Source organism: Paenibacillus algorifonticola (genome assembly GCF_000971975.1).
In the GTDB taxonomy this organism is placed as follows: domain Bacteria; phylum Bacillota; class Bacilli; order Paenibacillales; family Paenibacillaceae; genus Pristimantibacillus; species Pristimantibacillus algorifonticola.
In genome coordinates this window covers 82,881-100,911 of sequence record NZ_LAQO01000011.1, presented here as the reverse complement: position 1 = coordinate 100,911, position 18,031 = coordinate 82,881, and the positions used below count along the sequence as shown (strand labels likewise).

Here is an 18,031-nt window from a genome sequence, read left to right as displayed (position 1 = left end):
ATTATTGCACTATGAACGAATGGAAAACAAGCGATACGCCCGGGAAAATGATCTTTTCCCGACCTATCGCTTGTTTGGTTTCTCTGCTACTCTGTTGCAGCGCCTATTAGGCTTTTGCGGCCTGCTTCATAATCTCAACGACCAATTCCGTCGTTTTGACTAGATCGGCTACTTTAATTTGTTCCTGCGTCGTATGGATATGCTCGTAGCCAACAGCCAAATTAACCGTCGGCACGCCGAGTCCGTTGAACACATTGGCATCGCTGCCCCCGCCGGAGTGGAACGTTTTTGGCGTCAAACCAATCGCCTTAATTGCGGTTTGTGCAAGCTGCACAACGGCATCACTCTCATCGTACGAATAAGACGGGTAAATGACCTCGCTGTTGAAAACGCCTTTGGCGCCAAACTCCGCAGCTGCACTTTCTACCGCTTCGCGCATAGCGTCCAGCTGAGCATCCAGCTTATGCTGAACAATACTGCGCGCTTCCGCATTTAGCTTCACATAGTCAACTACGATATTCGTAGCGCCGCCGCCTTCAAAAGAGCCAATATTAGCTGTCGTTTCCTTATCGATGCGGCCGAGCGGCATTCTTGAAATCGCTTTTCCCGCCACTTGGATCGCGCTGATTCCCGCTTCCGGGTTAACACCAGCATGAGCCGACTTGCCATGAAACTCAATCGTTACTCTCGCCTGTGTTGGGGCAGCAACCGCAATTTCGCCTACCGAGCCATTCGAATCGAGCGCGTACCCAAACTTCGCTTTCAGCTTGGACGCATCCAGCGCGCGAGCTCCGAGCAATCCCGACTCCTCGCCTACTGTAATAACAAATTGAATGGGGCCATGCGGAATCGATTGTTCCTTAAGAACGCGAATCGCTTCAAACATCGCTGCAAGACCCGCTTTGTCATCCGCTCCAAGAATCGTAGTGCCATCACTGCGTATGTACCCATCGGCATCAATTTGTGGCTTAATGCCTACACCAGGCGTTACCGTATCCATATGGGAGGTAAAAAAGATAGTCGGAGCGTTTTCCACACCGGATGCTTCAAGAAAGGCAAATAGATTATTGGCACCATGACCTGTTTTGGCTGCCGCATCATCCTCTTCCAGCGAAAGTCCCAGCTCCCCGAATTTCTTTTTTAGCTCAACGCTTATGAGCTGCTCCTGCTTCGTTTCACTATCAATTTTCACCAATTGTACAAATTCATCTACTAACCGTTGCTCATTAATCATTAACGTTTCCTCCGTTCGTCATTTTCGACTATAATAGGGCTTATAGAAATGTTTAGAAAGGAGATCTGCCTTGTGAATCCTTCCAAGTATGTTCGAGTTGTTGCCATCGTTGTTATTGCCGCCATGCTGTTATCTAGCTTGGTAGCCGGCATCGGCATGCTGTTCTCTTATTAGAACAGCATCCGGCGCAAAACCAAATACATCGCAGAAATGCGGCAGCAGCTGCTGCGCCGCTTCACTTACCGACAGCTCGCGGCCCGTCAGCGTATTAAATGAAGTGACTCCGAACTGTTCAATGCCGCAAGGCACGATTCCGCTAAAGCCACTCTCCGCAATGCCCGCTTCTATATTCAGCGCAAATCCATGACTCGTCACAAATCCGCCGCGCCTCCGCGCCCGATTAAATTTCACACCGATAGCCGCAATTTTCTCATCCCCTACCCACACTCCGGTGTACTCGGGCTTTCTGCCTGATTCAATACCGTATTCCTTCAGCCAATTGATGATGACTTGTTCGACGTTGCGCAAATAAGCATGCAGATCGAGGCCGACCGCATCCAGATAAAGCAGCGGATAGCCGACAAGCTGGCCAGGCCCATGATACGTAATATCCCCACCGCGATCAATTTCAAATACAGAAATGCCCCGCTCTGCAAGCTCCTTCTCATCCAGCAGCAAATGCTCGGGATGGCGGTCTGAACCAAGCGTATAGGTCGGCGGATGTTGAAGAAGGAGAAGCGTCTCTGGACGCTCCTCCTGATCAACTTGCTTCACCATTGATTTTTGCAGCTCCCATGCCTCCGCATAGCCAAGCATGGAAATATAACGGGCCTCAAGCGGTTTCTTCCCACTAGGTACATGAGTAGAGTCAGTCATAGCGGCGTCCCTCATTTCTAATACAATTTCGTATCGTTGTTGAAGCTCTCCAGGTTTTCCTTCACCTTCTGCATAAAACGACCGCAAATAATACCATCCAAAATGCGATGATCCAGCGACAAGCAGAGGTTTGCCATTGAGCGGATTGCGAGCATGTCATTGATAACGACCGGACGCTTCACAATCGATTCGAACGTCATAATGGCCGCTTGCGGATAATTAATGATCGGATGTGTAATAATTGAGCCGAAGGAGCCGGTGTTGTTGACGGTAAATGTACCGCCCTGCATATCAGCAAGTGTTAAGCGTCCTTCGCGTCCACGGCGAGCCAAGTCGTCAATTTCCTTCGCCAGGCCGGCGATCGTTTTGTGATCGGCGTTTTTGATGACCGGAGTCGAAACTGACTCCTCGGTGCCTACCGCAAGCGAAATGTTAATGTCGCGCTTCACGATGATTTTGTCAACTGCCCACATGGAGTTCATAATCGGGAATTCTTTAATCGCATTGACGACGGCTTTTAAGACGAAAGCGAGATAGGTCAAATTAATGCCCTCGCGCTTCATGAATTCGTCCTTCATCTTGTTGCGCAGCACGACGAGATTCGTTACATCAACCTCAATCATCATCCAGCCATGTGGAATTTCAGTGACGCTCTGTTTCATATTCCGTGCAATTGCGCCGCGAATCGGCGTAACCTCAATGTAATCCTCGCCCCGTCCAGGCGCCCCGGAAGCTGGAGAATCATATTGTTGAATCGTTGGCAAGCGAGGTGTTTCTGTCAAATGCAAGCCCGATGAACGAACCTGCTCATTAATCGGTTCTCGGCCGGCTTGCGGACTTGCTTTGCCAGCAGAACTGCCTGCCGCACCGCCCGATTCGACAAAAGTAAGGACATCCTTACGGGTAATACGGCCCCCAAGGCCAGTCCCCGGAACATCACTCAAGCGAATATTGTGCTCGGCTGCCAGCTTCTGGACAGCTGGAGAGAAACGATTGCGCATCGACATATCTCCTTCCGCCTCCTTTGCACCGCCTTGCAGAGCTGCAGACAAGCCCGAGTCTTGTCCTGCTGCGTTATACTCGGATGGCGCCCCGCCAGCAGCCTGCGATTCTGCTGCGCCTTCCGTTTCGATTAGGCAAACAGGCGTCCCAACTGGAACCGTTTCCCCGTTGCCAACCAAAATTTTAACCATCGTACCCGATACCGTAGAAGGCAGCTCCGCGCTAACCTTATCCGTAATGAGCTCGCAAATGGGCTCATACATGTCAATATGGTCGCCAGGCTGCTTAAGCCACTTATCGATCGTTGCCGATACGAGCGATTCCGCCAGCTGCGGAATAACAATCTCCGTCACCGATTTCATCAATTATCCATCTCCCTAAAGGCTATAACTACATGGACTGGCTTTCGTCCAAATTAACGCATTGCGGCGAAATGTCTCCTTCGGGCAAGCTTTAATACAAAGCCAAATTGCGCATAGCCTCTTTCACTTTTTCTTTATTCAGCAGGAAAAACTTCTCGCCAGGCGGATTAATGGGCATCGCCGGAACGTCCGGGCCGCACAAACGCATAATAGGAGCGTCCAGTTCATACAGCAGCTGTTCTGCAATAATGGCCGACACTTCGGCGCCAACGCCGCCCGTCTTGTTATCCTCGTGAATAATTAAAACCTTGCCCGTCTTGCGAACGGACTCCAAAATAGCCTCTTGATCAAGCGGCTGAAGCGTACGCAAATCAAGAATATGAGTGCTGATGCCTTCCTGGGCAAGCTCCTGCGCTGCCTGTTCAACGAACAGCAGCGGCATGCTATAGCTGATGACGGTAATATCATCGCCTTCACGCAATACATTCGCTTTGCCAATCGGCACGATATAATCGTCATCCGGTACTTCGCCCGTAATCAGCTTGTAGCATTTTTTGTTTTCAAAAAAGAGAACCGGGTCTGGGTCGCGCACAGCCGCCTTAAGCAGCCCTTTGGCATCGTAAGCTCGATACGGCGCTACAATTTTCAAGCCAGGCGTTCCGAAAAACACCGATTCCGGACACTGGGAATGATACAGCCCGCCAAAAACCCCGCCGCCAATTGGGGCGCGAATCACAATCGGGCAGCTCCAGTCATTGTTGGAGCGGTAACGAATTTTAGCCGCTTCGCTGATGATTTGATTCGTTGCCGGAAACATGAAATCCGAATATTGCATTTCCGCAATTGGCTTCATCCCGTACATGGCTGCACCAATAGCTACACCAGCAATAGCCGATTCTGCAAGGGGCGTATCCATGACGCGCTGCTCACCGAACTGGTCAATTAAACCTTTCGTCGTCGTAAAGACGCCGCCCTTGACGCCAACATCCTCGCCAAGCACGAACACGTCCTCATCACGCTCCAGCTCTTCCTTCATGCCAAGCCTAATGGCTTCAATATATTCGATAACTGCCACTAAATGTCCCCTCCTTGCCCAGCATCTCCTGCATACACATGCGCGAGCACCGATTCCGGCGATGGGAATGCCGCCTTGTCGCCGTATTCAGTCGCCTCATCGATTTGCTTCTTAATGCCGGCAAGCAGCTCGGCATCCTTCTCCTCGGTAAGGAGACCGCATTCGATCAAATACTGCCTATATTTCGGAAGTCCATCCTTCGCACGGTTTTCATCGACTTCTTCCTTCGTCCGATAAGCAAGATCATTATCCGAAGTCGAATGCGGAGATAAGCGATAGACCATTGCCTCAATAAGCGTTGGCCCCTCGCCAGCAATCGCGCGCTCGCGCGCCTCCTTCACGGTACGGAACACTTCCAGCGCATCATTGCCGTCAATTTGCACGCCAGTGAAGCCATAGCCAAGCGCCCGATCCGCAACGCGGCCTGCAAGCTGCTTGTGAACGGGAACAGAGATGGCATATTGATTATTTTCACACATAAAAATGACCGGAAGCTTATGAACGCCAGCAAAATTGCAGCCTTCATGGAAATCGCCCTGATTGCTTGAGCCTTCTCCAAAGGTTACGAAGCTTACCAGCTTCTGCTTCTTCATCTTCGCAGCCAATGCAATGCCTACTGCATGCGGAACCTGGGTCGTTACAGGACTTGAGCCTGTGACAATACGCAGTCTTTTGCTGCCAAAATGCCCTGGCATCTGCCTGCCGCCGCTATTCGGATCTTCCGCCTTCGCAAATACGGACAGCATCAGTTCTTTCACCGTCATACCGACGGACAACACAAAACCGTAATCCCGATAATAAGGCAAGTAATAATCGACTGTGCGATCAAGAGCAAATGCCGCAGCGACCTGTGCGACCTCTTGACCCACACCCGATACGTGGAAGTTGATTTTTCCTGCCCGCTGCAGCAGCAAATTGCGCTCATCAAACTTGCGCGCCAGCTGCATCATGGCATACATTTCGACAGCTTGCTCATCCGTTAAACCAACTGCGGCATGACGGGATTGCTGCTCAATTGAACCGGATTTCCCCATGAGAATTCGGCCTCCTTTAAAAATGCAAGAGTGTTTAAGCTACGCGCTTATACTCGGCTTATACTTCACTGCGAAACGAGCTTTTGCCGCCTAAGTACGAGGGCTGCCGTTTACGCCTGCCTAAAATTAAAACCAGGTACTAATACTTGATATTACCCATTATAACCTCTTTTTACGGAAAAAGAAAACCCATGCTTTAAGCAAGCATGGGCAGCTGCTACATCGCAGTCGCCTTTCCGTCTATCGCAAGCATGGCCTCACCCAGCGCTTCAGACAGCGTCGGATGTGGATGAATCAATTGCCCGACTTCCCAAGGCGTTGCATTGAGAAATCCAGCAAGCGCAGCTTCCGAAATAAGATCGGTCGCATGCGGGCCTATCATATGAACGCCCAATATGTCGCCTGTCGCCCGGTCGGCTATCACTTTCACGAAGCCGTCCGCATCTCCAAGCACGAGCGCTTTGGCAATGGCCTGAAACGGAATTTTACTCGTCTTAATGTCATGGCCTTTCGTTCTCGCGCCATCCTCCGTCAATCCGTAGGAGGCAATTTCCGGACGCGAGTATACACAGCGGGTTATAAGATGAGGCTCTATCGCTGCATGACGTTGGCCGCCAATATGCTCCACCGCCGCAATTCCTTCATGTGCTGCTGCATGCGCAAGCTGAACTCCACCGATGCAATCGCCGATCGCATAAATATGCGGCTCATTCGTCTGGCCAAATTCATTGATTTGAATAAAGCCGTCCTTCGTGCGAATATCGGTATTTTCTAGCCCGATTCCTTCCACATTTGCTTGACGGCCTACAGCCAGCAGCAGCTTGCTTGCACTTAGCAGCACATCGCCATCCGCAGTCGTAGCAGATATGGAAACTTCCCCGTTTCCTACACTTAGCTCAGTCGTGTTCAACTGCACACTTGTCAATACACGAACGCCGCGACGCTTGAGCAACCGCGTAAGCTCAGCCGACACCTCGGAATCCTCGCCTGGCAGCAGCCGGGCCCCCGCTTCAACAAGCGTCACCTGCACGCCAAAGTCCTGCATCATCGATGCCCATTCTACGCCGATTACGCCGCCGCCTACGATCAGAATGGAAGCCGGAAGCTCTTCTAATGCAAGCGCGTCATCGCTTGTAAGAATATACTCGCTATCCGGCGTTAAGCCAGGCAAAGAGCGTGGTCTAGAGCCTGTTGCAATGATCAGGTTTTTGGAAACGACCTGCTCCATTTCTCCATCAGCGAGCTCAACAGCGAGCGATCCGCTGCGAGGCGAGAAGATCGATGGCCCAATGACACGCCCTCTGCCTTTAATAATTTGAATGTTATGTTTTTTCATTAAATATTGCAGCCCTTTATGAAGCTGTTCCACCGTCTGTTCCTTGCGGCTCTGCACTTTATCAAATTGCAGCGAGATCGACCCTTCAGCTACTGCAATGCCATAGGCATCGGACTCCAGCAAAGTGGCGTATACTTCCGCGCTTCTAAGCAGCGATTTGCTAGGAATACAACCTTTATGCAGGCATGTTCCGCCAAGGTTGTCCGCTTCGACGATCGCTACGCTTTTCCCCATCTGGGCCGCGCGGATTGCCGCCGTATAACCTCCCGGACCGCCGCCCAGCACAGCTACATCAACTTCTATCGCCATCTATTTTAACCTCCACCTGTATTCCATATGTATGCTATCAAATGATGTACTTGATTGGTCACCATGTCCGCTATATTATGAGCGTCGTTTGTTTGCATCATTATTATTGTAACCTTTTTAGCGGCGGTTTTCATCGTAAACTTTTCGGAAATAGACACTTTTCACTGAAAAGGGTATCATAATAGCACAAGCCCATCTCACTATCATTAAGGAGTTATTCAATTATGAAGCTAGTCACAGCAAGGCTGATTGCTATTTTGCTGCTTGTCATTCCGGGCATACTTGCCTGTATCGGATTTTTGAAAATGAAAAATGCTGTCTACAACTATTTTGTTTCCTTCGGCTATGATGACATTCAACCTAACTTTGAATGGCTGCCCTTCCTGCTGGGTCTGCTACTGTTTGCAGTTGGTGTCGGCTTTATCGGCGGCTGGACTTTTTTCCGCGACCGCAAGCGCAACTATGTTGCTCCCCGTTTCCGTCCAAAGCGTCCCAAGCCGCCAAAGCCAACCGCTTAGTCACTTAAACGCTGGAATATCGCTGCTTTACATCAAGCTCCTGCCAGAACGCCACATTTCATCATGTTCCGGCGGGAGCTTTTGCTTTTTTTTCTAAGATTATAGTTATCGCCCGCACCACAATATGTAAGCTGTAACGAAGCGGGTATCCAGATTGTAAAAATCTATAAAAATTTTTCGTTTTTCAGAAATATATATTATTTTCGTTTCCATTATTTCCGATATAACGATTAGGCAATCATCATAATGAATAAAAGGGGGGGCTTGCCATTTCTGCTATATCGTCTGCATCATCAGCTTCACGTTCAAAATCTGCTGCTTCTTCGAGGGAAGGCGCCACATCCGCTTCGCCACGCGAAAAAGAAATTCAGGCGCTCATGAAGCAAAAAGCTAGATTAAACGAAGAAATGCAATCCGTCAAAACAAATGAAAAGCTCGACACGAAGCTGAAAATGGAACGCGTAAAAGCGTTAACCGCTTCTATTTCCCAAATTGACGCACAAATTTCACAGATTCACTCAGAAGAAATTCAGGAAAAAACCAAAATTGGCGCCTCAAAGGACGACCAGCCTAAAAAAAGCACTTCGGACAATCCTGAGAAAAATATGGACCAGGCTGTCAAAAACAGCATGACCTATGATCATCTCGGCAAGCTCGCCGGCGTTCGGGAAAAATTGCAGGGCTCCAACGTCACAATGGAAAGCGGCATCCGTTTCGATCGTATGGTCATTGAATCAAACCCCCATAACGACGCTGGAAAATCCGCTATGCTGGAAAATGCCGAGCAAACCGTCTTTAAGCTCAAACGTGAAATAATGACCAAAACCACTCGGCAAATCCATGCGGTGGATCAAAAAATGAATGAACTTGTTAACGATTTGAATACGACGGATGACAGCTCTTCAGAGAGTGACCCGAAGTCCGTTGGCGGTACAGGGCTCGCAGGTTCAGTAGCAAATAGTGACAAGGTAAGAGAACACAACAGCAGGCAAACAGAGGAAGATCCCCAGGTTTCTGCTCAGAAAGCGAAAGTACAGTCATCCGCAGCAATGCAATCCATCGATATTCGGGTATAACGATAGACCGCCTTATAAGTTCATGAGGTTCATGCATAATCCCGCTCTTTTATTGGTTCGCTGAAACCAGTAAAAGAGCGTTTTTTTATGATATGACATCCCCACCCTTCTCTTTCTGTAACAATGGGCTCTAGTTATTTAATTTCTTAAATGAATTTATTATTGCCATTTTTTTCTAAACTAAGACTTGTATCGTATTGAGTTTCTGTATTGGATAGCGCGGTACATTCGCGGAATACAAAATGCTTACAGCCTAAGCATTTGTTCGAATCCAGATGGATCAATGCATAGCTGATTGCTTCACCAGTATGAGCAAAGAAGTGATTAGTACCGATTCGCTCATGTAGGCCTGTTTTTTTCAACACCTGCAGCGGCTGTGGTTGGGTTCCTGACAGCAGTACCATTCCTCCTCGTTTCTGGAATGCCTTTACTAAAGCAGTCAGATTAGCTTCTCCTGTCGTATCCATCAATGGCACTTTCCCTAGACGCAGCAGCAAAATTTTTGCTCTCTGTTGACCCGTATCCATAATCTCCAAGTCAAATTTATGCGCAGCCCCAAAAAACAAAGGCCCGTCAATCGTATATATACTGATTTGGGGACAATCATGTCCTTCGTATACCATATTTGCCCTGACTTTTTCATGTTTATGGTTCGGGTCAGGCAGCACCTTCTCGACCGTTAATGATTGGCTCATACGTTTCACAAATAAAAGGAAAGCCATCAATAAGCCAACTTCTACTGCCGTTGTTAGATTCGTAAATACAGTTAGAATAAAAGTTATTACAAGCAAGAGTGAATCACTCGTTTTCGTTTTCAAAACATGAATAAATGCGTGTCGTTCACTCATGTTCCACGCAACTACCATTAAGATAGGAGCCATGCTGGCAAGCGGGATATGGGACGCATAGGGCGCAAATAGTATAAGCACCAGAAAGACGACGATGCCGTGGACGATACCAGAAATCGGCGAGGCCGCTCCGCTTTTAATATTAGTAGCTGTGCGTGCAATCGCTCCTGTAGCCGGTATTCCACCAAACAGCGGAGTGATCATATTGGCAATTCCCTGTCCGATAAGCTCGCGATTGCTATTATGACGACTTCCCGTCATGCCATCGGCAACAACAGCAGATAACAGCGATTCAATCCCCCCCAGCATAGCAATAATAAAAGCTGGTTGAAGCATATTCACTATTCGTTCCCAGGTCATGTCGGGAATACGAAAAGCAGGCAGTGTGCTCGGAATCGTTCCATAGGCAGAACCTATAGTCGCCACCTCTCCGTTAAAAAATAAAGCTGCGACGACGCTCGAGACAACGATCCCCAGCAGTGCCCCAGGTAACTTCGGCATAAATCTCGGTGCCAGCAGGATGATCACCAAACAAATCCCGGCTGTCAGCAGGCTGTAGCTATTTACAGTTGAAGCATGAAACCCAAGTTCTTTCATATTGGACAAAAAATCCTCATGCTTCTCGACCCCATTCAAACCCAAAAAGTTAGCGATTTGTCCACTGAAGATGATCACGGCAATCCCTGCGGTAAACCCAATTGTCACAGGTCGTGGTATAAATGTAATCAACGACCCCAGCTTAAAAAGGCCCATCACAATAAGCATAATTCCGGCCAGGAAACCGGCAATCAATAAATTTTCGTACCCATATTGCATGACAATAGCGAAAAGAATAGGAATAAAAGCACCCGTTGGGCCCCCAATTTGAAATTTTGAACCTCCAAAAGTCGAGATGAGGATGCCCGCTACAATGGTCGTATATATGCCATATTCAGGCCTGACTCCTGAAGCAATAGCAAACGCCATTCCCAGTGGAATGGCGATAATACCAACAATGAGGCCCGAGACCATATCCTTGCGAAACGCAGATAAATGATATCCATCAAATCTCCCTCTCCCCTTCATTTGCCATAACCTTCTTTTCTTCATATATTTGATTATTTGAATATAAAGAAAAGATACTCCTGTACTTCCTCTATGTCAAACACAAAAATAAGTCGAGTTTTCGAATAAGTCGTTATAAAAAGCAAAAAAACAAGGTTTTCCTAAGTCTTGCTCACGGATTCCCTTGTTTTTTCTATTATGGCTCTTTACGAATATCTTCCAGTAAGGAAATGGCATCGACGAGATGATTGTCAAAAATCTGTTTCGTTACCGACAATAAGTCCTTAATCAATGGATCACGCAAGGAGTAAATGACGGAGGTGCCTTCTTTTACACTATGGACAACGTTTTTATTGCGTAAAACAGCCAACTGCTGCGATACCGCGGAACCTTCCGATCCTAAAATGCTTTGCAGCTCATTTACGTTCTTTTCCCCTTCGCTTAACACTTCAAGGATACGAATCCGCATCGGATGAGCCAATGCTTTAAAAAAGTCAGCTTTAAATTGTTGAATGTGCTGATTCATAAACTGCTCCTTATGATTAAACTTTTGAATATATGAATATCATAGCACATATCCAGAAATGATTGAAAAAGATCTGTACGCTTGTTGATTATTTTTATAGCGCGTATAATACTCCTTATATTCATACTTTTGAATATTTGATTTTAAATAATTACGCAGAAAGGAAAGGATGCGAATGCCAGGATTTACGATCGATCACCCATCAGGAAAAAATTCGCTAATCCTTGATGAAGCACCGCAAAATATAAGCAGGAAAATGGTCATTGACCTAGGAATGGCCTCCTTGCAATCCATAGGGTCAGAGCATATTTGTAAGGTTTGCATTTCAAATAGCGGTTCCTGCTGTAGTGGCTGCCGCCATCTTTCAGATCGTGTCGGATGCCAGCTTCGCAATACCAGCTGTACCGCATGGTTATGTGGGTTTATTAAATATGTGCTTTATGAAACGGGATATTTGCAGGAATGGAACGATTTTTGGGAGCAAGTGCCTGGACAGGACTTCCGTGAAGATTACACGCCCGACACATTTCTCATTCAGAAAAACTTAAGAATTCCAAGCATGAGAAGTTTAAGCGAGGCCCTTGCTGCTGATTTGCAGGAGTTGGCTCAAACCCACATCGCTATCGGTTTTATTTTAACCTTGCGGGAGAAGCTGGATAAAAACATAGATCAATTCATGTATTATAATAATGAGCCTGGGAAACAAGCCCGCATCAGAAAAAGAATCGAATTTTTATCACTTCCGTTTGATCGCTTTCATCTAGCCTTACATGATTTTATGGAGAAGCGCGGCGCTCTGACTGATGAAAAAGACGGATTATCAAGCTAAGTGCGACAACTTAACCTTGAAAGAGCTGGGTAAGCAGCATCCCAGATTCTCTAGTTAATCAAATTCGATTTAACTGAGATGGGAGCAGCTCATGCTGGGTTCTATTGAATAATATGTTTGTTGTATGGCAACTTACGTTTTGTACGAACTCACATGGGCTGTTTTTGTAATCGGAGCTATGATTAATTATACAATTTGTGAATCATCCCCAATCATAATCAATCATTTTATTAAACTTGCCCGTCTCGGTATCTCGTTCATACGCGGAAAAAGGCTCATCTTCCACGAATGCTAAAAAAGAATCGTCGATATTAAGGGCCACTCCAAGTGATACGACTTGATAGTTATCGAGGTCCCCGTTGTATCCTTCAGGTTCATATCCACTAAAAAAGATCCACCCTAAATGATTCTCTTCATTCGGCTCATCTTTCAGCATGAGATTGAAGCTTCTTTTTTCTAGAACATCTCGGGTCATTACGATTTTCGTATCCAAATAATAATCCCATTTGCTCGCTTCTGGATCTTCCAGCTTCGTATCGCATATATGTTCATAAGTAAATTGAATTTCTTGTCCATAGCTTAGTTCGGTTATGTAAGAAGGTATATTTCTGAGCAAACCCTTGAAGATGACCTCATTACGCTCCACAATTTCAACCCACATTCTTTCGCCGATAAATTGTTCGTGCTCCTCATCGGACAAAAAGATCAATTTTACAAGATCCCCGACCTGCAACAGCTTTAACATTGGAGGGCTAGGCAAATAAAAAGTATAAGGCGCTTCTTTGTTTCGATCATATACGCTATCAAGCGTCCAAGTCATGAATATTCCACCTTATTCATTCGTAGTATTTAGCAGCCGTATGCCCATAATGCCATTATAACAATGGTTTAATTGTGCGACTACAAGCGAGAAATTTTTTGAAAAATAAAATACCGTTTGTTATTGGACTATCACAATCCAATAACAAACGGTATAGGCAATTCGCTATTGGTCGGTTTCGACTTGCTGATGTTAATCGTATAGCCGAAGATAAATGAAATCGAATCAATGTTGCCGAAGCCCTGTGCATCAAGAGTTTTGAGGGAGTGAAGTCATTATTTGGGACTTACTTCTTTAATGATAGACAACCTACCAAAACCAAATATTTATCGGGTTCCAGTAGGATTAATTACGGGCAAAATCGCCTAAGAACAAGTTAAGCGATTTTCGTAGTAATGTCAAATCCCTTCATTGCATTTCTTATTACTTGATATACTTTGTCTTATATGTAAGGTCACTGTAATGTCAGGAGGATCAGCTTAGATTGGGAAAAGTGATGCTTGTTGATGACGCGGCGTTTCTAAGACAGATGCTTAAAGATATTATCTCAAATTTGGGACATGATGTGTTTGAAGCCGTTAATGGCAAAGATACTGTAGACCCAACAGCCACCGTCATCATGTGTTCAGCAATGGGGCAACAACATATGGTGATCGACGCGATTCAAGCGGGAGCAAAGACTTTATTGTAATACCATTCAACAAAGATAGGGTGTCGGAATTCGATGGGTCAATTTGTCGCTGTAGAATAAAATAAAGAAACCGTCCAACAACACGCCGTTGAACGGTTCCGCTATGTGAAAAGAAGTCGCGGAGGGTAATCCACGAGTTCGACAATACATCGTATTCGGAACGGGTTGGATTCGTGACGTTATTTCATATACGCTTGAATAAGCTGAGAACCAACTTTTTGTATTGAAAATCTGTCCTTCACTGTTTTCGCACCAAATTCACCTAATAATCGAGCCCTACGGGGTCTACTTAATATGCTATTGACATCTTCCGATAGCTTTTTAACAGTGATAGATACAATAGCTCCATGATCTCCAAAGTGAACTCGAATTATTTCGTTTATATTCTTAGGCTCTACTACACCGCAGTATCCCGCAACTCCTGTCGCGATAACTGGTCTTGCACACGCCATGGCTTCAAGTGCAACACGCCCTGTCCCCACAATGACATCTGCTGCATAATAAGCATGTTGTATGTCTGATAAGGGAGGACGAATATATATTGCTCGTCTACCAAGACGGCGGTTAGCTTTGGCAGCAAGTTCTACGAGTTTTGATCTCGTCACGGAAGAACCAGGGCCAAATAAAACAGCTACAAAATTAAGGTTATTTTTTGCAACAATCTCTGATGCCAAGATCACTTTTTTTGCTATGGGCAATTTGTCAGATGAGAATCTTCCAGCATAAACAAGAATCTGGGCAGATAGTGGTAAAGTAAGTGCTTTTCTCCACTTTTTTTTATTAGATATCGAATTGAATGTTAGAGTATCGATCCCATTAGGTATCATTAGGATTTTATTGGAAGAAATTTTCATGTGTCTAACCAACCAGTTTGATAAATTTGGCGAAACAGCAATGAGATGTTTTGCCACTTTTGACGTAGCTAACAAAGCAGATTGTTTATGATAAGTACCATGCACAGTAGCAATCAATGGTATTTTATATTGTCGATGCAAAATTGCTGCATATCGAAATGACATTGAATCATGGGCGTGTAAAAGCCCGTACCTTCCTTTGGAAATTATCAAGGATAATAAGGATATTCGTTCTACTAACGATTCTTTTTTTGGGGATAGAAGGTGAACAGTAATCCCTGCTTTTTTAAACGAATTTAAAAGTGGCCCTCCCATAGTAACAACGCCAATTCGAAACCCTTTTGATATTAAATATCGGGAAACAGAATGAATGTATTTTTCGGTTCCTCCAGTATTTAACTGCGAAACGAACATTAAAATATTCACATTTTCACCAACCTCACTTATCGACTCTAACAGTGGAGATCAATAACTTACTGACGACCATACGCTTTTTGATACCTACAAATTTTCTGATAGATGCTCTTATCTTTCAACGTTTTGAATCCATAGATTGCCGGTTGAGGGCTAGCTTCTAGAATCCATGGGTGTAAATTACGGTCTATGCCGACATCTAAGCCTAATTCCTTAATTCATGGGAACGTCTTATTTAACTGTCGTGCTGCTCGATACCCAAAACTTTTCAACCGTTTGGTCTATTCAGTAACATCGGTTATGTGCTTTTTTAGCAGTACATCAATTGGTTTGGAGTTACCGCCCTGGCAAACGTTAGTTACAATCTTTTTCGGATGGCCTAATCGACCGATCACACCTGTCGTTTCCCATTTGCCTTTTGGGTTTTTCTGCACCATAATCCTAAGGTCAAAAAGTCGGTTGTTGTGCCGCAGTAAATGGATTCCATGTTGAATGACATATTTTTCGCTTTTCGTTTTCTTATGGATGGAATTAGTCATACTATTAATGGAGTTGAACGTCCTTGTGACAGTATTTAGTTGGTATTTATAAGAACCTTGCCCTAGCATTTCCACACGTATGATGCCCTTGCCACCAGTTCCCCTATTTGGCTTGACATAGACCATTTTGTACTTATTCAACATCGTCAATAGCATGGACTCGTTGTATAACTTTGTTTCAGGAACGTTACCACTAAGTTCCTCATTGTTTTGTAACGATTTGCTTACATTCTTTTTTAGTTATAAGTCCAACCATATTCAGCCGACCCCTTTTACATAATGAGTATCCGTATCAAAGTATGTGCCTTTACTAAAGGCTGCTTGTGCTAATGTCCGTAGCATAGGGGCTGATTGGTGTGTACATTAGTCACTATATCTGAGGAGGTGACTTCTGCAAATGCAAATATCGACTCATCAACTAGCAAAAGGCACTAAGTTCGAAACGCCATATTACATTATCAAAGGTAACTCCGTGGGAAATACAGTCATGATAACGGCGGGGGTACAAGGAGACGAAACGGCAAACATCCTAGCGGCAAAAAAACTGTTGGATTTACTACAGAAGGACATTCTCCACATCGAAAACGGAATGTTGATTATCGTTCCAATCGTTAATCAGATCGCCTATAAACGGCGTATCAGGGATATTCCCGATTTGAATCGGACATTCCTGCGTAAACCCAATCAAGCAGCGAGTCACCCACTTTCGGCCGCATTATTTCAGTTAACGAAGCAATTCAATCCTGAGTGGTATATTGATCTACATGAAGCTAGAGGCATTTTTCGGTCCGTGTCCAGCTTCACCAGCACGAGCAAACAGCATGCGATGAGTGCGATCCAAATCTGATTGGTAACGGCCTGTTCACTCGTCCTATAAAGATGCTTAATCTGCAAGTGCTGCTTCATCCACTTGAAAAAGGTCTCGATTGCCCAGCGGCTACGGTACATCTCACTAATTTCATCACACGTCAAGTCGAAGCGGTTGGTTACCAGAAAGAGCAGGTTCCCTTGCGAGTCTTCGGTCTGAACCATTCGCAGAGCATGCTTCATCTTCTTCTTCTGCTGCTGGGAGCCGATTCGGACGAGGCAATCGGCCGATACCAAACTGCCTGCGGGCACATCCATCTCCTCCAGAGGCTCGAGGTGCGTATTGCTCTTCAGGCGGGTCACGAAGAAAATCTCGACCCGGCAGTAGCGGTCAAATACGGCGTAGTCGATGTAGCCACCCTTCTTGATTTCTTCTGCCGTCAAAATTTTCTTGACCTTCCGCTGAACCTTTGGGTTCTCTACGCTTTCGACTGGATTCTTCGGTATCTCGCGTTCGACCTCGTAAAGATAATTGAAAAACACTTTGATGTTGCGAACGTAATTTGCAATGGTTGTCATTGACACTTCTTTTTTTGTAGTCGGTGCGATTCTCTGGGTGGTTTTTGTCTTTTGACTCAGCATTGTTTACGACTGCGCACTTGCTCCTCTCACGAACATACTTGATGTATTGTCGAACATGACCCGACTGAACTTTTTTAACATCTTCATCTGGAATTGTTCAAGCAAGTACTTTCCGAACAGCTTTAACGTCTGCTCATAACTTGCCAAGGTTTTACGCGAAAGGTTTTTGGATGAACAGTAAAGCATGAAATTATCCAGTTGAAAGTCAAAATCGATCATAAGAAATACCACTTATTTATTGGTTTCGAAGAACCAATAAATAAGTGGTATCAGTTGGTTTGCTATTCAAAAGTTTATCGGCTCAAATTACCCATTTTCGGATATTTATAGCCATCCCTGTTTTTGACATTGACACCCTCAAACCCTTGATACAACAGCAATTAACTCACCTTATGCTCAATCCGCAGCTTGTCAGCAACCATCGCTATAAACTCACTATTGGTTGGTTTTGACTTGCTGATATTGATCGTATAACCAAACAAGTGCGAGATGCTGTCGATGTTGCCGCGCGTCCAAGCGACTTCAATGGCATGGCGAATTGCTCGTTCGACGCGGGATGGTGTCGTTTTGAATTTTTCCGCGATTGCTGGATATAACGTTTTTGTAATCGCGCCCAAAATTTCGATATTGTTATACACCATTGTGATGGCTTCGCGCAAATACTGGTAGCCCTTAATATGGGCTGGCACACCAATTTCATGAATGATGCTTGTAATGTTGGCATCTAGATTTTTGCCTTTAGCAAGCGGAACGACATTCGATTTCACTGTTGATGAACTCGAATTGTAGGAAGTTGATGCCGAGTACGAAGAGTTCCCAAACAGCTGGCGAATCCGGTTGGCCAAAATATCCATATCAAATGGCTTAAGAATATAATAAGAAGCACCCAATTGAACTGCTTTTTGTGTAATGTTTTCTTGACCGAAAGCGGTCAACATAATGATTTTAGGCATTGGAGAAATGTTCATTTCCCGCAAGCGTTCCAATACGCCAAGTCCGTCCAAATGAGGCATAATAATATCGAGAATGAGTACATCCGGTATTTTACGGGATTCTTCCAAGTGCCGCAGCACTTCTTCACCGTTATACGCTACGCCGCTCACATTCATATCACTTTGATCGGATATGTATTCCGATAACAAATTAGTAAATTCTCTGTTGTCATCTGCCAACAATACATCAATTTTTTGCAAGA

The 18,031-nt window shown here is 45.4% G+C and carries 17 protein-coding genes and 2 pseudogenes; 6 read left to right on the top strand and 13 right to left on the bottom strand.

Annotation, left to right across the window (positions count from 1 at the left end; genetic code table 11):
* Positions 1-106 precede the first annotated feature (106 nt).
* Positions 107-1,234: a M20/M25/M40 family metallo-hydrolase gene (locus tag WH37_RS17865; RefSeq protein ID WP_046231970.1), complete on the bottom strand. Its 1,128-nt coding sequence runs from the start codon at positions 1,232-1,234 to the stop codon at positions 107-109.
* 48 nt (positions 1,235-1,282) lie between these two features.
* Here WH37_RS17865 and prli42 point away from each other — a divergent pair, with 48 nt between their 5' ends.
* Entirely contained in the window at positions 1,283-1,408 is a 126-nt protein-coding gene (prli42, locus tag WH37_RS37455; RefSeq protein ID WP_156182335.1) for a stressosome-associated protein Prli42, read from the top strand.
* Here prli42 and lipB read toward each other — a convergent pair.
* From lipB to lpdA, 5 genes are all read right to left on the bottom strand, one after another.
* A complete protein-coding gene (gene lipB, locus WH37_RS17860; RefSeq protein ID WP_046231969.1) occupies positions 1,364-2,110 on the bottom strand; it encodes a lipoyl(octanoyl) transferase LipB in 747 nt (248 codons plus the stop codon). The two genes, prli42 and lipB, sit on opposite strands and share 45 nt — an antisense overlap.
* 17 nt (positions 2,111-2,127) lie before the next feature.
* Positions 2,128-3,474: a dihydrolipoamide acetyltransferase family protein gene (locus WH37_RS17855; RefSeq protein ID WP_046231968.1), complete on the bottom strand. Its 1,347-nt coding sequence runs from the start codon at positions 3,472-3,474 to the stop codon at positions 2,128-2,130.
* A 91-nt stretch (positions 3,475-3,565) separates the two neighbouring features.
* Positions 3,566-4,549: an alpha-ketoacid dehydrogenase subunit beta gene (locus tag WH37_RS17850; RefSeq protein WP_046231967.1), complete on the bottom strand. Its 984-nt coding sequence runs from the start codon at positions 4,547-4,549 to the stop codon at positions 3,566-3,568.
* Positions 4,549-5,583, bottom strand: coding sequence for a thiamine pyrophosphate-dependent dehydrogenase E1 component subunit alpha (locus tag WH37_RS17845; RefSeq protein WP_046231966.1), 1,035 nt, complete (start codon positions 5,581-5,583; stop codon positions 4,549-4,551). Before WH37_RS17845 ends, WH37_RS17850 begins: the two co-directional genes overlap by 1 nt.
* 217 nt (positions 5,584-5,800) lie before the next feature.
* Positions 5,801-7,228, bottom strand: coding sequence for a dihydrolipoyl dehydrogenase (gene lpdA / locus WH37_RS17840; protein WP_046231965.1), 1,428 nt, complete (start codon positions 7,226-7,228; stop codon positions 5,801-5,803).
* Between the two features lie 224 nt (positions 7,229-7,452).
* Between lpdA and WH37_RS17835 the strand changes: the two genes are divergently transcribed.
* Both WH37_RS17835 and WH37_RS17830 read left to right on the top strand, forming a co-directional pair.
* On the top strand, positions 7,453-7,746 hold the full coding sequence (locus WH37_RS17835) for a DUF2627 family protein (protein WP_046231964.1): 294 nt from the start codon (positions 7,453-7,455) through the stop codon (positions 7,744-7,746).
* Positions 7,747-8,123: 377 nt separating this feature from the next.
* Positions 8,124-8,822 (top strand): hypothetical protein, encoded by a 699-nt coding sequence (locus WH37_RS17830; RefSeq protein ID WP_046231963.1) that lies wholly within the window; start codon positions 8,124-8,126, stop codon positions 8,820-8,822.
* Between the two features lie 146 nt (positions 8,823-8,968).
* Here the strand turns inward: WH37_RS17830 and WH37_RS17825 are convergent, their stop codons facing one another.
* On the bottom strand, positions 8,969-10,735 hold the full coding sequence (locus WH37_RS17825) for a SulP family inorganic anion transporter (RefSeq protein ID WP_046231962.1): 1,767 nt from the start codon (positions 10,733-10,735) through the stop codon (positions 8,969-8,971).
* Between the two features lie 175 nt (positions 10,736-10,910).
* Positions 10,911-11,240, bottom strand: coding sequence for an ArsR/SmtB family transcription factor (locus tag WH37_RS17820; RefSeq protein WP_046231961.1), 330 nt, complete (start codon positions 11,238-11,240; stop codon positions 10,911-10,913).
* A gap of 175 nt (positions 11,241-11,415) precedes the next feature.
* On the opposite strand from WH37_RS17820, the gene WH37_RS33755 reads away from it, so the two are divergent.
* Positions 11,416-12,069 carry a hypothetical protein gene (locus tag WH37_RS33755; protein ID WP_052737053.1) on the top strand — a complete coding sequence of 218 codons (654 nt, stop codon included), beginning with the start codon at positions 11,416-11,418 and terminating at the stop codon, positions 12,067-12,069.
* A 202-nt stretch (positions 12,070-12,271) separates the two neighbouring features.
* On the opposite strand, the gene WH37_RS17810 is transcribed toward WH37_RS33755, so the two are convergent.
* A complete protein-coding gene (locus WH37_RS17810) occupies positions 12,272-12,889 on the bottom strand; it encodes an immunity protein Imm33 domain-containing protein (RefSeq protein WP_046231960.1) in 618 nt (205 codons plus the stop codon).
* A 484-nt stretch (positions 12,890-13,373) separates the two neighbouring features.
* Here WH37_RS17810 and WH37_RS17805 point away from each other — a divergent pair, with 484 nt between their 5' ends.
* Positions 13,374-13,580 carry a response regulator gene (locus WH37_RS17805; protein WP_052737052.1) on the top strand — a complete coding sequence of 69 codons (207 nt, stop codon included), beginning with the start codon at positions 13,374-13,376 and terminating at the stop codon, positions 13,578-13,580.
* Positions 13,581-13,759: 179 nt separating this feature from the next.
* Here WH37_RS17805 and WH37_RS17800 read toward each other — a convergent pair whose 3' ends face one another.
* A complete protein-coding gene (locus WH37_RS17800; RefSeq protein ID WP_074904849.1) occupies positions 13,760-14,860 on the bottom strand; it encodes a glycosyltransferase in 1,101 nt (366 codons plus the stop codon).
* Between the two features lie 47 nt (positions 14,861-14,907).
* A pseudogene (locus WH37_RS36520) lies at positions 14,908-15,564 on the bottom strand (YheC/YheD family protein); the annotation flags it as partial.
* Between the two features lie 220 nt (positions 15,565-15,784).
* On the opposite strand from WH37_RS36520, the gene WH37_RS36515 reads away from it, so the two are divergent.
* Positions 15,785-16,234 carry a M14 family metallopeptidase gene (locus WH37_RS36515; protein ID WP_052737051.1) on the top strand — a complete coding sequence of 150 codons (450 nt, stop codon included), beginning with the start codon at positions 15,785-15,787 and terminating at the stop codon, positions 16,232-16,234.
* Here WH37_RS36515 and WH37_RS36510 read toward each other — a convergent pair.
* Positions 16,180-16,773: pseudogene (locus WH37_RS36510) on the bottom strand (IS4 family transposase); the annotation flags it as partial. The gene WH37_RS36515 and the pseudogene WH37_RS36510 overlap by 55 nt on opposite strands.
* A 443-nt stretch (positions 16,774-17,216) precedes the next feature.
* Positions 17,217-18,029 carry a sporulation transcription factor Spo0A gene (spo0A, locus tag WH37_RS17780; RefSeq protein WP_046231958.1) on the bottom strand — a complete coding sequence of 271 codons (813 nt, stop codon included), beginning with the start codon at positions 18,027-18,029 and terminating at the stop codon, positions 17,217-17,219.
* Positions 18,030-18,031: the final 2 nt, after the last annotated feature.